Below are 14,490 nucleotides of genomic sequence, written 5' to 3'. Positions count from 1 at the left end.
ATTGTGTGTGTCAGTACTCGGTGGTTTTTGCTAACGATTTAAAAACCGGGTTGCTGTCCGGGCTGGCGGTGGTGCGCCAGTGGATAACGCCGGGGGTGGTGGCCAGCTCAAACGGCTCATCGGCATGCGCGCGATTCAAGATCCGCGCAGCGCGCCAGGCCATCAGGCTGAGCTGGGGTTCGGCAATGCCGAGACGGTGCATCCCGGCATTCACGGCGAACAGGCGGTTGCTCTGCGGGCCGTCCCATTCGAGGGTGAAATCGTTGTTGATGCAGAAGGCTTCGTCCGTATCCAGATGCAGGCGATGAGACAGCGGCGCGAGGAACGCGGGCTGAACGGCGCGGTAGCCGGTGGCGAAGATCGTCACGTCGCTCTCCAGCTGCTCGCGGCCGCCGTCGAGGTGATGCTGAATGTTCAGACGATGTCCGTTTTCCTGGCGCGTCAGGGACGTCACCGAGCGGGACGGCAGGAGATGCGCCCAGGGTTTTTCACGCAGCACTTCGAAGCGGTGGTACATGGCGCGGTAAATCGCCAGCAGGGACTCGGCGGTGATACCGTCGGACGTCATCTTCTGCTCGTGCAGCATCTGACGACGGGCCTCTTCGCCGAGGGTGGAGAAGCTGTCCACGTACTCTGGCGTGAAATACTCGTTGGCAAAGGCGGCTTCATCCAGCGCGTTGTAGTTGTTGCGGCGCGATACCCAGTTCAGGCTCAGCGGCTGGCCCCATTCGCCGCGGAAGATATTCAAAAACAGGTCGGCCCCGCTCTGGCCGCCGCCGACGACGGTGACGCGCTTGCCCGAAAGATCCGGCGTGCGCAGCATCATCTCGCTGGCGTGGAAGCAGGTATCGTCCTGAACGGTGACGCAGTCAGGCAGGTTGATCTGTTTGCCAATCCCCACGCAGACGTGGCGCGCCAGGAAGCGGTCGCGCTGGGTCACCACTTCAAACAGGCCGCTTTTCTCATCAAAGCTCACCTGCTGTACCTGCTGGCTGAAGGCGAGGTTGGTGAGGTTTTCCGCCGCCCAGCACAGGTAGTCCGCAAACTCCTCGCGGGAGACGGTGCGCTGCTCGGTGGTCAGGAAGCGGTAGAACTTTTTGCGCTGCACCAGGTAGTTCAGGAAGCTGTGGCGGTTGGTTGGCTCCACGGCGCTGACCAGATCCTTCAGGAAGCTGGTCTGCATGTGGCAGTCCGGCACCATCATTCCCGGGTGCCAGGAGAAGTGCGGTTTACGCTCAAGGAACAGCGAGCTAAAGCCGTCCAGCCCTTCGGCCAGAGCGGCGATGCTGAGGTTAAACGGGCCAATACCAATGCCGATGAAATCATAGGTTTTCATTGCGCTGACTCCCGGGAGGCGAGAAAAAGAGGGTTATCAAGGTCGGTAACGTAGTTCGGCAGCATGCGGCTGCCGCCGTCGTGTTCGGAGAAGGTCAGTTTGACCGGGTTGAGGATCACGCGAATAATTTGCGGCTTGAACAGGTCGAACGTCGCAAAGCGCTCCGCAAGCTCCGGGTGCGCGGCCATATAGCGGTGTAAAACCTGCGCCAGGATCTGATAGAAACGGGGTTCGCTCACGCCGCATTGCAGGGTGAGGCGCGAGATAAAGCGCAGCACCGTCACAAAGTTGCCGGTTTGCAGGTCGTGAATGATGTAATCCGCGCTGAGGCGCGCCGTGACGGCCTTCACCTGCTCCGGCAGGCTCTGCGCCTGCGGGAAATCCTCATCCACCAGGCGCATATCGCCCTGGAAATCCTTCAGCAGGATGCGCTGCGGGACGTAATCCTTCATCACCAGCGTCACGTTCTGGCCGTGGGCGATCAGCGCCACGCCGTAGCGGCAGAGCAGGTGATAGAACGGGATCACCGTTGCCTCAAACAGCTTTTCCAGCCACGCGTCGGCGCTTAGCCCCGAGCGTTTAATCCACGCGTCGATCAGCGGGCGCCCGGCGTTATCGGTTTCCATCAGCGCCGCCATCAGCACCGCCTGTTCACCGTCGTCTAAATAACAGGACGGGTTCTCGCGCCAGATCACCCCCAGCATCTCCTGATAGCGGTAGGGCGCTTTTGGCAACGCGGCGTAACCCGGATGCGACAGATAGCCGGCGGCGGGTTCGCCAAGCACCTGCGCGCCAGAGCGGGCAAGCGTAGCGTCGGTGGCAAACTGCTGCTGAAGCCAGCGCGAGGCCAGCGGCCCGGCGGCAATGTACTTGCCCGGAATGCCGCGATAGCAGGAAGTGTTATAGATAGTCAGCGGAAGCTTGATGTCGTAAGGCGCGCGACGGCTGGCGTTGGTGAGCGTGCGCAGGGACTGCTGCGCCAGATACTCATCGCCAAACTCGCCCAGCTCAACCATCTCTCCGCGCGCCAGCTGCGCCAGGAAATGAATGGCAATTTTCTGCTGCCACTGCCACGGGTGCAGCGGCACCGGCAGCCAGCCGTCGTCAAGACCCAGCGCCTGCCAGCGGGCGTCAAAGCGGACGCGCTCGGCGTTGTCCATGGCGCTTGCCAGCAGCGCGTTGATATCGCAATCGACGTCGCTGCTCCAGACCAGATGATCCCTCTGAACGGCAACCCAGTGCAGACGAAAACGCCCGCGGTATTCCGGCGCGTACTGACGCAGCGCGTCCAGCCCCCAGCCGCGGCGGCCTTTGTTGAAAATAAACTTCGGATGACCGCTCATCAGACACTGTAACTCGTCCGGGTCCAGGTGGATCAGCGCGTCCGCGTCCAGCGCTTCACGCGCCTGCAGCAGCTGCATGTCTCCGCGCAGCGTGGCGTAGAGATCTTCCATGTGCTCTGCCGTTTGCGCGTCGCTCATCTCCAGCACCGTCGCCAGCTGTAGCAGCGCGCTTTCCGCTTCGACGGCGTCTCCGCTGGCGGCGATCAGGCTGTCCGGGTCGATGTGCAGCCAGCCCCAGATCCCGCGCGCGGCGCGAAACTGCCAGGACTCGTTGCCCATGGTGATGCGCCAGCCGTCCGACGAAACCGGCTCAGCGCGCAGGGTGCGTTCGTATTCCAGCTCGGCGAGGATCTTTGCCACCATCTCGCGGTTCACTTTCTGCCAGAGCGCGTTCACAGTTCCACCTCGCTGAAGAAGCGGTGACGCTGGCTCACGATCAGGCGCGAGCGCTTGTGCGGGAAGTCGAACTCTTTCATCATCTCGAAACCGGCGGAGGCCAGATGGCGGAACAGGCGCTGGTTGTCGAAGCGCGGCTCGGCGACAATGCGCGCGGTGCGCGGTTCATCGAGATACAGATAGTGGCTCAGGCCGCGCAGCCAGCTGCGGATGTACTGCGCGCCGCGCCAGTTCTCTTCGCCCACCAGCATGTGCAGGCCGCGGTCAAACGGCTGCCAGCGGTAGTGGCGGCCAATGCGGTCTTCCGCCGCCCAGTAGAGCTCAAAGTAGCCGAACGGCTGGTCGTCGAAGCAGCCGATAACCGGGTAGCAGTAGGTCGAGTCAAGCTGGCGGCGCAGGTAGCTTTCCTGTTCGGCCTGCGGGCCCGCCATCTCCCAGAAGGCGTTCACGCGCGGGTTGTTCATCCATTGGGTAAAGCGCTCGCCGTCCAGCGCCACGTCGGCCACGCGGAAGCTGAGTGTGCGCTTAATTTGCGGATCGTAACGACGGTACACTTCGCCCTGCGGGCGGTGAGGACGCAGCGGGAAATACAGCTGACGGCTCTCATCAAACTGCATCCCGCCGCTGGCCCGTGATTGTTCGCCTTTCAGCCACAGCGGCAGCTGCCAGAAGGTTTCGCGTGCCAGATAGTCCCCGTGGGCCAGGCTAAACAGCGCCTGCGCCTGGGGTTCATCCTGCCAGGTCGCCCAGGGCAGGGTAATGCCGGTTAGCGCGGGTGCGGCAATAAACAGCTGATCCAGGGCTTCGACCAGCCAGCCGTCCGGGATCCCACTCAGACGCTCCAGCACCGCGCTGCCGTCAAGACCCAACGTCAGCGGCAGCGCGCGATCCGTGGCGGTGCAGCGAAAGCCGTAGCCGGAATGGACGATATTCGCGATGGCCATTACGCCTTCTCCTTGTAAAACGGGTTGCTAAAGTCGAAATAGATCACCGCCGGATCGGCGATGGTGTTTTCATTGCGATCGTGCAGGTAGCAGAAGAAGTTGCCTTTGCAGTTCCAGGTCGGGCTGTCGAGCACGTAGTCGAGGCAGCGGGTCTGCTTTGCCGTGCGGCGCAGTTCGGCCAGCGCGTCGCGCACCCGGGACATCAGGCTCTCCTCGCTGTCGAAACCTGCGGCGGCGAGGGCGGCGGTGACGGCAAGGGTAGAGTTCAGCAGCAGGTAATAAGGGAAGTAGCGCAGCAGCTGGCTCTCACCGAAGCGGTTTTCCACCTCCGTTTCGCCCGCCTCTTTCAGCCACGCGTCGGCTCCTTCGGTCCACGCGCTGCCCTGGCAGTCGCGGTAGATCAGCCCGACGGGGAAATCCTGCTGCATCTCAACGAGGATATTTTGCTGGTGCGCCAGCAGGACCAGACCGTAGTCCGCCTCGGCGCTGAACAGCGGAAGTAATACGCGGTCGCAATAGGCGTCCAGCCAGCAGCGGGCGGCCTGGGCGAGCGGTAATTCCAGACGCTGGCTCAGACGGCGCACCGCGGAGGCCAGCAGGCTATCACCGCCGTCCGGCGCGGCCTGGGTCAGGCTCACCAGCACGTTGGTCTGGGTCTCTGGCGTATCGAACAGCAGGTTGACGCGCAGGGCCATCAGGCTCTCTTCCTGAATACCGCCGCTTTCGTCACGCAGCCCCGCCCAGCCGTCTTCCTGCATCACGCGCATGGTCGGGTAGCGAGCCTGCAAATCTTGCCAGCGTTCCGTTTTCGCCAGGCGCGCCAGGCGCATTCCGCGCTTAACCTCTTTGACCGACAGCGTGCGCACGGAGTTGGTCAGGCGCACGCTGAGGGAGAACTTAATCATGTCGCCGTTGGTTTCGCTGTACAGCGAGCGGGACGAGCTGGTGGGCAGCCACTGCGCGCCCGCTTCACCCAGGTCCTGCAATGAACCGTTTGCCGCCAGACGCTGGCACCACTCTTGCTCCAGCAGATAGTCGGCCTGCCACGGATGCATCGGCAGCAGCCAGCGGGTGTCGGTGAAGTGGCCGAGCAGCTCAGGCGCGCTCTGGGCCGCGAAGCGCAGCAGACGCTCGCGCAGGGAGACGTTCAGGCTGTCGCCAGCAACGAGCGTGCTCTCAACGGCAAACCAGCGCAGCGGGAAGCGGGAGGCAAAATCGGGCAGATAGCGACGCGCCTCGGTTTCGTTGAACGGCTCGTGCGACTTCGGTGCTGGGTGGAACGCGTGGCCGACCAGCAGCGCCTGTTCCGCCTCGGCAAACGTCAGCGGCTTATCGCGCAGGGTTGCCCAGCTGTGGCGCAGATCGATCGCCTGCCAGGTGTGCGCATGGCTTTCGAGAACGCGCTGCTTAAAACGCGCCAGCGTATCGGCATCCAGCGAGCCTTTTACTGACGGTTTTTCAAGAATTAAATCAACCAGTTGATCAAATGTGACGGCGTCACCGTCATCACTGTTGCTTTGAATAAGCGTTGCCGGGAAACGGTACTGATGATGCTGGGTGGGAGAGAAATAGCGTACCGGAACCCGAAGAGCCTGGGTTTGTGACAGCGGGATATGAATGTCCGGTAACGCATCCGCAGCGGTAGCGGGGAGATAGCGCCAGTCCTTCGTTTCGCGCAACAGGGCGTTTAAAAAACACTGGGCTGCAACGTCTGTACCGGCAGAGCGGGGCAGAGCACGCATAGATGTACCTCATTCCATGATTGATAATAATTCTCGTTATGATATTCATTCTGTTTACAGTCGCAACCATTTTTGCAATATTTGTTTTCATAAACTTCATGATTTCCACACATTTATTGACACTATGTTCACATTCTCATGCGCACTGACTCTGAAATATTGACCGAAAACGTCACCTCTAAAGCCAACTGGCCCCTGGCGCTCTGTGCGGGTTTATTAGGTATCGGGCAAAACGGCCTGCTGGTGATGCTCCCGCAGCTGGTGACCCTGACCGGGCTGTCGCTCTCGGTCTGGGCCGGGCTGCTGATGTTCGGATCCATGCTCTTTTTACCGGCATCGCCCTGGTGGGGACGCCAGAGCGAGCGGCGGGGGTGTAAGGCCGTGATGGTGGCCTCGCTGAGCGGCTATCTGGCCAGTTTCGTCGTCATGGCGCTGGTGGTCTGGGCGATGGCGGCCGGCAGGCTGGATACTTACTGGGGACTGGCGGGGCTGATCCTCTCGCGCCTGCTCTACGGACTGACGGTCTCGGGGCTGGTGCCTGCGGCCCAGACGTGGGCTATTCAGCGCGCGGGGCTGGAGAAGAGAATGGCGGCGCTGGCGACGATAAGCTCCGGCCTCAGCCTCGGACGTTTGCTCGGCCCGCCGCTGGCGGCGCTGATGCTCAGCGTCAGCCCGGTGGCGCCGCTCTGGCTGATGGCGATCGCGCCGTTAATCGCCCTGCTGCTGGTGCTTCGCGAAGTCGCGGACCCGCCGCTGCCGCCGGTGGCGCACCAGGCGACCCGCCTGCAGGCCTCCATGCTGCCGTTCCTGCTGCTGGCACTGCTGCTGGCGGCGCTGGTCAGCCTGATGCAGCTTGGGCTGTCACCGCATCTTAGCCCCCTGCTGGAGGGCAATGCCCGGGACATCAGCCATCACGTTGCGCTTCTGCTGAGCCTGGCCGCGCTGGCCACGCTCGCGGCGCAGTTTCTGGTGGTCCGCCCGCAGCATTTCTCCCCGGTGACGTTACTCTGCATCGCGGCGGTGCTGATGGTGGCAGGGCTTGGGCTGATGACCGTCGCGGGTTTAACGCTGTTCTACGTGGGGATTGTTATCACTTCACTCGGGGCGGCGATGGCCACGCCGGGCTATCAGCTGCTGCTGAACGACAGGCTGACCACCGGGAAAGGGGCGGGCGTCATCGCCACCAGCCACACGTTAGGCTACGGCGTCAGCGCGCTGCTGGTGCCCGTGGTGACGCGTTTTTACGGCGAGCAGTCTTTAACGGTGGCCGCATGGGGAATGGCATTGCTGTTTTTAGCGTTGAGCATAGGGGTACGGTCAACCGAGCGTACCCCTGCTGAAAAACCTTAATGGATCTGGCGGGAGGAATGGCCGCCAGACTCCTCATTTTGCCGCAGACGCTGCAGGGGATCCTGCTGATAAAACTGGCAGAAACGCTGCCACAGCGCCGGGAAACGGGGCGCGAAGAGCTCGGGGGCGCTGAAGAAATACTCCGAGAGCACCGCAAAACACTCGGCCGGGTCGGTTGCCGCATAGGCGTCAATGCTGGCCGCGCTTTCGCCGACCAGGTCTATCTCATCCTGGATGTTATCCATCGCCGCGTGCAGATCGTGCTCCCAGCCCGCCACCTCGCGAAGCGGGATCAGCGGTACTCCGCTGGCGCGATCGCCGTTGCGGGTATCCAGCTTGTGCGCCACTTCATGAATAATCAGATTAAAACCGGACGCATCGAACGAGTCCTGAATGTCGAGCCAGTTCAGGATGATCGGCCCCTGCTGCCAGCTTTGTCCGGACTGCACCACGCGCTGGTTGTGCACCAGCCCGATATCGTCCTGCCATTCGTCATCCACCACGAACGGCGCGGGATAGATAAGCACTTCGTGGAAACCGTCCAGCCACTCAATGCCGAGCTCAAGCACCGGCAGACAGAATAGCAGGGCGATGCGCGCGTTTTTCAGGGGATCGAGTTCGAAACCCTGCAGTGGAACCAGGCGTTTTTGCTGTAAAAAACGATCCGCCAGCTGAACCAGTTTCGCTTGTTCATCCGGCTTAAGATTTGCCAGAACAGGGATCGTCAGCGCGTCATCCCATGGCAGCGCCATATCCCGGCCAGCCTCATTCGTTTTCCAGGGCCACTTTATCATCGCTTTGCTCGCAAACTCGTCACATGAACAAAAATGGGAAAGTCAGGTTCGGTTAAGATGCCAGAAAATCGCTCGCTGCGACAATTCCAGCCTGAATAAACTATCATTCGTACGTAGCGGTGGGTAGCGGTTTGCGGGTATCACCTTCATTTTGTGAAGTCTGTCGTAGCCTTAACCCACAGGTTCAGTGAAGAAATCAGTACGGTATTGAAAAATGAGCGATTTCAAAGGTAACAAGCAGGACCTGCCCAGTCGAGCGTGCGCGCACTGCCAGCGGCCCATGACGTGGCGCAAGAAATGGGCGAAATGCTGGGATGAGGTCAAATACTGTTCCGAGCGCTGTCGCAGGAGCCACCGTTGACCGAACTGCGCCTGATCCTGGGCGATCAGCTTAATCCGCACCACGGCTGGTTTGATGACTGCAATCCGAATGTCATTTACGTGATGCTGGAGCTGCGGGCGGAAACCGCGTACGTGCTTCATCACGCCCAGAAAGTGATCGCCATCTTCGCGGCCATGCGCGCGTTTGCCTCTGCGTTAAAGGAAAAGGGGCATCGGGTGAGGTACGTTCGGCTCTCTGACAGCTCAAACCGCGGCGCGCTGGAAGACAATCTAAACGCGCTTGTCGCGCATTACGGCGCGGACAGGGTGCTGTGGCAGGAGCCCGACGAATGGCGTCTTGATGCGCAGCTGCAGGCGTGGGCGAAAACGGCCTCTGTCGAAACGGCCTGCGTTAGCAGCGAGCATTTCTTCACCACCCGTGAACAGGTGAGCGCGTTTTTTGCGACGCGTAAAAGCTGGCGAATGGAGTACTTTTACCGGGAAATGCGTCGTCAACAAGGCATACTGTTGACCTCAGAAGGCGAGCCGGAAGGGGGAAAATGGAATTTTGATGCTGAAAACCGCAGGCGCTGGTCAGGCGAGCCGCCCGCGCCGGGGGACTCGCGTCCGCTCCATGATAATTCAGCCCTATGGGAGGAGATCCAACGCTGCGGCGTAAACACCTTCGGCGAACCGCAGGCCGGGAAGTTTCGCTGGCCGCTCAACCGTTCGGAAGCCAAAGCCGGGCTGGATGAATTTATCACTCACGTGCTCCCGCAGTTTGGCGCCTGGCAGGACGCGATGCACGCGGAGGAGCCTTTTCTTTTCCACTCGTTAATTTCATTCGCGCTGAATACCAAAATGCTTAATCCGCGGGAAGTGGTGGCTGCCGCCCAGCAGGCATGGCGTTCGGGCCATGCGCCGCTGCCTGCCGTTGAAGGGTTTATCCGACAAATTCTCGGCTGGCGGGAGTACGTGCGTGGGATTTACTGGTCGCAGATGCCGGGCTATCGGGAGCTGAATGCCTTAGACCAGCATGCCCATCTGCCGGACTGGTTCTGGACGGGCAAGACGCAGATGCGCTGCCTGGCGCATGCCGTTGGACAGTCGCTCACCGAGGCTTACGCCCACCATATCCAGCGCCTGATGGTCATCGGGAACTTTAGCCTGCTCAGCGGCCTGTCGCCGCAGGCGGTTCATGAATGGTATCTGGGGGTCTACATTGATGCCTTTGAATGGGTGGAGCTGCCCAATACCCTCGGCATGAGCCAGTTTGGCGATGGTGGGTTACTGGCCAGCAAGCCCTACGTCTCGAGCGCGTCATATATTCATAAGATGAGTAATTACTGTCAGGGGTGCCGGTATCAGCACAACCAGCGTACCGGAGAGCTGGCGTGTCCCTTCAATGCCCTTTACTGGGATTTCTTTGCCCGCAATCAGGCGCGTCTGGGTAACAATCCCCGCCTGGGCATCGTCTTTAAACAGCTTGCGGACATGAAGGAAGAGGAGCGGCAGGCCATTGCCGATCGCGCCGGTTATGTTCGCCTGCATCTCAACGACCTCTGACGTATTTCAACACCGCGCCGGTTGCGGTGGGTCAATAAGACGCTATTATTTTTGACTTTGCTGCGTATTCCCTGACAGGACATCCAGACGCTATGCCCGTGAATTTTGACCTTAACGATCTTTATGCTTTCAGAGCGTTAGTGGAATACGGTAACTTCCGTGTCGCTGCTGAATCTATCTGCTTATCCCAGTCGGCGCTGAGCCGCAGGATTGAAAAGCTGGAAGCCGCGCTGGGAAACCGGCTTTTTGACCGTACCACCCGCCGCGTGGCCTTAACCTTATACGGGCAAAACTTTGCTGAACGCTCCGCGCAGCTGCTCGACAACGTTGAGTCAATGCTGGCGGATGTTGATAAAGTCAGTGAAGAGCGGACGGGGCTGATCGCGGTTGCCGCGGTGCCGTCCGCCGCCTGTTACTTTATGCCTGATGTGATCCGTCGTTTTCAGTCTCGCTATCCGCGCGTTCGCATTAAGCTCATCGACAGCAGCGCGGGGAACGTGATTGACGCCGTGGCCCGAAGCCAGGCGGATTTTGGCATCTCCTTCGCAGGAAACTTGCCGTCTGACATCGAATTTTTCCCGCTGGTGGAGGATGTCTATGTTGCGGCGTGCCGAAAGGATCACCCGCTGGCGCAGAAGAGTCACCTGACGTGGCAGGCATTTTACCAGCAGGATTACATCTCCCTCGATAAAACGTCAGGTAACCGTAACCTGCTCGATCGGATGCTGGGGGATATCATTCCCGAACGCCCCAGCGTCTGCGAAACGCGCCACGTTACCACGATGCTCGGCATGGTAGAGGCGGGGATCGGCATCGCTGCCGTTCCCGCCATGTCGATGCCGACGTCAGAGCACACGCTGCTGACGCATCTGCCGCTGGTGGCGCCGGAAGTGAAACGCACCGTGGGGCTTATCCGGCGCCGGGGGCGCATCCAGTCCTACATTGCGGCTGAACTGGAAAAGCAGATTACCGAGCAGTATCGCCGGACGTAACGGGGATCATCCCCGTCCCCTGGATGACGGCCCTTGAGGGCGGTGAGGCGAGATAGGTCAGCAGCGCTTTCCCCTCCGCGGGATGTTCGGCATGGCGGGTGACCGCACCCGCGAAGCGCGTGATGTACTGCAGATTATCCGGGATTTTCCCGATAAAGGTGACGCCCTGAACCGGCAGCAGCTCGCTGACCTGCTGGAAGCCCACGGCGTATTTTCCTTTCGCCACTTCTGAGGCGACCGGAATACGCTCGACCATTGTCGCTTTGCCCGCCACGTCCTTTTCAATCCCCAGCTTTTTGAACAACGCCTGGCTGACATACCTGCCGCTGGCGCTGTCAGAGTAGGCGATGGAGCTGGCCTGCAGCAGCGTGTTACGCAGACTCGCCTCGCTGCTGATATCAGGGACATCCGCACCTTTTTTCACCACCATGCCAACGGGAGAGTCCGCGAGTTCAGTTCGCGACCCCGGCTGGGTCTGGCTGGCTTTTTCGAGCTTCTCCAGCGCATCGCCTACCATAATCACCACGTCGGCTTTTTCGCCGCGCGCCAGTCGGTTTGGGATCGCCTGCGGCGTCGCGCCCATTGAGGGGCCGGGGATGATCACGATTTTATCCCCGGTCTGGCGTTCATATTCCGGGGCCAGCTTTTCAAGGGCGGCTTTGAAGCCGCCTGAGATCATGACCTTCACGTCCTGGGCACAGGCATTGACGCTCAGGAGCGTCAGCACCAGCGCGCTGGCGGTATAGCGATAAGTGCGTTTCATACTGCCCCCTGTGACTTGACGGTGTTTTGCAGCGATACCGCGCGGCGGCGGTAGAGGTAGAGCGTGGCCAGCAGGGCACACACGGCAGCGAAGCTCATCCAGTAGCCAGGCGACGCTTTGTCACCGGTGTATTCAATCAGCGCGGTGGACATTACCGGGGTAAAGCCGCCAAAGACCGCCGTTGCCAGGCTGTAAGCCAGAGAGAACCCCGCCACGCGCACTTCAGCAGGCATAATCTCCGTCAGGGCCGGGATCATCGCGCCGTTATACAGGCCGTAGAGGAAGGAGAGCCACAGCAGCACGCTCAGCATCATGGAGAAGCTGGGGGCGCTCGCCAGCAGCGTCAGGGCAGGGTAGCTGGTCGCCAGCGCCAGCAGGGCCATGGCAATCAGCACCGGCTTGCGCCCGAAGCGATCCGACAGCGCGCCGCCCACCGGCAGCCAGATAAAGTTAGAAATCGCCACCAGCAGCGTGACCAGCAGGCTGTCCGAGGCGCTGAGCATCAGCACCTTTTTGCCAAAGGTGGGTGCGTAAACGGTGATCAGGTAGAACGCGGTGGTGGTCATCGCCACCATCAGCATGCCTGCGACCACCACCTGCCAGTTGCCGAGCAGCGTTTTAAATACCTGACGCATCTCCAGATGATGGCGGCGCGCGCTGAACTCTTCTGTTTCCTCCAGCTTGCGGCGCAGGAAGAAGATAAACGGCACGATTAAACAGCCGAACAGGAACGGGATGCGCCAGCCCCATTCGCGAATGGCGCTCTCCTCCATCAGGGCATTCAGGGCAAAGCCCATCGCCGCGGCGACCATAATGGCGACCTGCTGGCTCCCGGACTGCCAGCTGGTGTAAAACCCCTTGCGGCCCGGCGTGGCGATTTCAGCCAGATAGACCGAGACGCCTCCAAGCTCTGCACCGGCGGAAAAGCCCTGCAACAGACGGCCCGTCAGCACCAGCAGCGGCGCCCACAGACCGATGCTTTGATAAGAGGGGATAAGCACAATCAGGAACGTCCCCGCCGCCATGATGGAAAGCGTGACGATCAGACCCTTTCTGCGCCCAACCTTGTCAATATACGCGCCAAGCACAATGGCCCCGATCGGCCGCATCAAAAAGCCCGCGCCGAAGACGGCGAAGGTCATCATTAGCGACGCGAATTCACTGCTCGCCGGAAAGAACGTGTGGGCGATGTAGGTGGCATAGAAGCCGAAAAGAAAGAAATCGAACTGTTCGAGAAAGTTGCCGGACGTCACGCGAAGTATCGCGCCCGCCTTAGATCGTACGGTTGCAGGTGAGGTTGAGGAAAACATGGTTATCTCCAGTTTATTGTTGACGTTTTACGCGTCTGTTTCTGAAAACTGGATCAGGACGAGGAAATAGATAAGCGCAAATGCCGCATCGGCTGATGCATTTTTTGCATGAATACCATTCACCGTGTAAATACAATTAATGGCAACAATAACTTAACAAATTGTTGGCTTTTTATTCACCAATATTCTGTAAGTCTCTGATATTGCGATTTTGTGATGTGGCGCAGAGGGGTGCTTCAGAAAGCGCCGGGTAACCGCTTCATTACCCGGCGGGTGCAATTTAGCGCAGCGCCCTGGCAATAGCGCTGAACATCAGAGAGGCCTCCAGAGGCTGGGCGCTAAAGGAGGGCTCCGCCTGCGGCCAGGTAGACCACTGGACGATAACCAGCTTTTCCTTCTGGTTCACCACGATCATTTGCCCAAAAATGCCCAGCGCCCAGAGTGAACCTTTCAGCGAATCCTGCGCTGCTGGATCAACGCCGGTGGCGTTGGCGGGCACAGCGTTGTTCCACCACTGATAGCCGTACAGCCCATCTGGATGGGCGTCTGATACCGAGCCTTTTGCCTTTGTCCAGTCTGACGACTGCGGGATCCAGTTATCCGGCAGGATCGTCTTACCGTTCGGCAGCGTACCGTTGTTCAGGATAAATTGCCCGAAGCGACCCCAGTCCTCCAGCGTGGCGTTAAAGCCGTGCGCGCCGACGTCGTGCTGGCCTTTACTGTAGGCATGCCACACGCCGTCGCTGGCCATGCCGTACGGCTGCCAGATGCTTTTCTCCAGATAGGCTGCGAGCGTCATGCCGGTGGCGCGCTCCAGCACGTCACCCAGCAGCCAGGCGCCGCCCGATGAGTAAGACCAGCTCTCTCCGGCCGGGTGAACCCTGCGTAGTCCCTTCACCAGCTTGCGCACGCAGTCGTAGGTACCCGGCTTCGCCTCGCACTCGGTGAGCTGCGCGAAATCGGAGTTCGGGTTGGTGTAGTCCTCGTTCCACGCCACGCCCGAGGTGTGGGTGATAAGCTGTTTGAGCGTCACGCCGTCCCACGCGGTGCCTTTCAGATCGGGTTCATACTGCGTGACCAGGTCGTTGAGCGAGTGAAGTTTTCCCTCTTTGAGGGCAACGCCCACCAGCGCCGAAACGACTGATTTACCTACCGAGCGCGAGGTCCAGAGCGTGGAGTCGGTATTACCATTTGCGAGATACTTCCAGGCGATTTTGCCGTCTTTCAGCACCAGCATACCGCTGACGTTCTGGCGTTTAAGGTACTCCTCCAGGCCGTAGCGCCTGCCGTTGACCTGATAGTAGGCGTCCTTGAGCGGCTTGTCCGACACCCGCAGCGGCACGGCGTTACCGTGGCGGAAAATATCCCCGGCGTAGTTGCGGTAGTCATTGCGAAAGCCCACCACGCGGTCAGCCTGGCTCCAGGTGAGCATCTTATGGGTGTCCGGCAGCGCGGCGTCAAAGGGGGCAGGGCAGGCGCTGAGGTCGGTGCCTTCGCAGGCGGCAAATGCCGCAGGGGACAGCAGGCTACTGAAGACAAGACCCGCCAGCAGAGCCTGGTTTACTTTTTTGTTTTTCATATCCGTCTCGTATGGGTTAAGAACGGCTTCAGTTTAAAAAGCCCGGCGCTATAA

General features: G+C 60.2%; 12 protein-coding genes. 4 read left to right on the top strand and 8 right to left on the bottom strand.

Annotation, left to right across the window (positions count from 1 at the left end):
- Positions 1 to 10 precede the first annotated feature (10 nt).
- The 4 genes from KIF87_RS03725 to KIF87_RS03710 are packed head-to-tail and all read right to left on the bottom strand — an operon-like array spanning position 11 to position 5,761.
- Complete coding sequence (locus KIF87_RS03725; protein ID WP_213327925.1) at positions 11 to 1,336, bottom strand: lysine N(6)-hydroxylase/L-ornithine N(5)-oxygenase family protein; 1,326 nt, start codon at positions 1,334 to 1,336, stop codon at positions 11 to 13.
- Positions 1,333 to 3,075: an aerobactin synthase IucC gene (gene iucC, locus KIF87_RS03720; protein WP_349628200.1), complete on the bottom strand. Its 1,743-nt coding sequence runs from the start codon at positions 3,073 to 3,075 to the stop codon at positions 1,333 to 1,335. Before iucC ends, KIF87_RS03725 begins: the two co-directional genes overlap by 4 nt.
- The gene (locus KIF87_RS03715) at positions 3,072 to 4,019 is read right to left on the bottom strand and encodes a GNAT family N-acetyltransferase (RefSeq protein ID WP_213327924.1); all 948 of its coding nucleotides are present in this window, start codon (positions 4,017 to 4,019) and stop codon (positions 3,072 to 3,074) included. Before KIF87_RS03715 ends, iucC begins: the two co-directional genes overlap by 4 nt.
- Positions 4,019 to 5,761 (bottom strand): IucA/IucC family protein, encoded by a 1,743-nt coding sequence (locus KIF87_RS03710; protein ID WP_213327923.1) that lies wholly within the window; start codon positions 5,759 to 5,761, stop codon positions 4,019 to 4,021. Before KIF87_RS03710 ends, KIF87_RS03715 begins: the two co-directional genes overlap by 1 nt.
- Positions 5,762 to 5,899: 138 nt before the next feature.
- Between KIF87_RS03710 and KIF87_RS03705 the strand changes: the two genes are divergently transcribed.
- Positions 5,900 to 7,111: an MFS transporter gene (locus tag KIF87_RS03705; RefSeq protein WP_213327922.1), complete on the top strand. Its 1,212-nt coding sequence runs from the start codon at positions 5,900 to 5,902 to the stop codon at positions 7,109 to 7,111.
- On the opposite strand, the gene mtfA is transcribed toward KIF87_RS03705, so the two are convergent.
- Positions 7,108 to 7,905 (bottom strand): DgsA anti-repressor MtfA, encoded by a 798-nt coding sequence (gene mtfA, locus KIF87_RS03700; RefSeq protein WP_032658707.1) that lies wholly within the window; start codon positions 7,903 to 7,905, stop codon positions 7,108 to 7,110. The genes KIF87_RS03705 and mtfA overlap by 4 nt on opposite strands.
- 214 nt (positions 7,906 to 8,119) lie before the next feature.
- Here mtfA and KIF87_RS03695 point away from each other — a divergent pair, with 214 nt between their 5' ends.
- From KIF87_RS03695 to psrA, 3 genes are all read left to right on the top strand, one after another.
- Positions 8,120 to 8,266: a DUF2256 domain-containing protein gene (locus KIF87_RS03695; protein ID WP_071891562.1), complete on the top strand. Its 147-nt coding sequence runs from the start codon at positions 8,120 to 8,122 to the stop codon at positions 8,264 to 8,266.
- Positions 8,263 to 9,792: a cryptochrome/photolyase family protein gene (locus KIF87_RS03690; RefSeq protein WP_213327921.1), complete on the top strand. Its 1,530-nt coding sequence runs from the start codon at positions 8,263 to 8,265 to the stop codon at positions 9,790 to 9,792. Before KIF87_RS03695 ends, KIF87_RS03690 begins: the two co-directional genes overlap by 4 nt.
- 92 nt (positions 9,793 to 9,884) lie before the next feature.
- The gene (gene psrA / locus KIF87_RS03685) at positions 9,885 to 10,784 is read left to right on the top strand and encodes an L-proline-binding transcription factor PsrA (RefSeq protein ID WP_213327920.1); all 900 of its coding nucleotides are present in this window, start codon (positions 9,885 to 9,887) and stop codon (positions 10,782 to 10,784) included.
- Here the strand turns inward: psrA and KIF87_RS03680 are convergent.
- The 3 genes from KIF87_RS03680 to KIF87_RS03670 all read right to left on the bottom strand — a co-directional run bounded on the left by KIF87_RS03680 (position 10,759) and on the right by KIF87_RS03670 (position 14,436).
- The gene (locus KIF87_RS03680) at positions 10,759 to 11,547 is read right to left on the bottom strand and encodes a substrate-binding domain-containing protein (RefSeq protein WP_213327919.1); all 789 of its coding nucleotides are present in this window, start codon (positions 11,545 to 11,547) and stop codon (positions 10,759 to 10,761) included. The two genes, psrA and KIF87_RS03680, sit on opposite strands and share 26 nt — an antisense overlap.
- Positions 11,544 to 12,857 carry an MFS transporter gene (locus tag KIF87_RS03675; protein ID WP_023336204.1) on the bottom strand — a complete coding sequence of 438 codons (1,314 nt, stop codon included), beginning with the start codon at positions 12,855 to 12,857 and terminating at the stop codon, positions 11,544 to 11,546. The genes KIF87_RS03680 and KIF87_RS03675 overlap by 4 nt, the downstream gene beginning before the upstream one ends.
- A gap of 280 nt (positions 12,858 to 13,137) precedes the next feature.
- On the bottom strand, positions 13,138 to 14,436 hold the full coding sequence (locus KIF87_RS03670) for a serine hydrolase domain-containing protein (protein ID WP_213327918.1): 1,299 nt from the start codon (positions 14,434 to 14,436) through the stop codon (positions 13,138 to 13,140).
- Between the last annotated feature and the right edge of the window lie 54 nt (positions 14,437 to 14,490).

This window comes from Enterobacter sp. 120016, assembly GCF_018383635.1.
In the GTDB taxonomy this organism is placed as follows: Bacteria; Pseudomonadota; Gammaproteobacteria; order Enterobacterales; family Enterobacteriaceae; genus Enterobacter; species Enterobacter asburiae_D.
The sequence above is the reverse complement of the archived record's forward strand: the minus strand, read 5'-3'. Positions and strand labels throughout refer to the sequence as shown.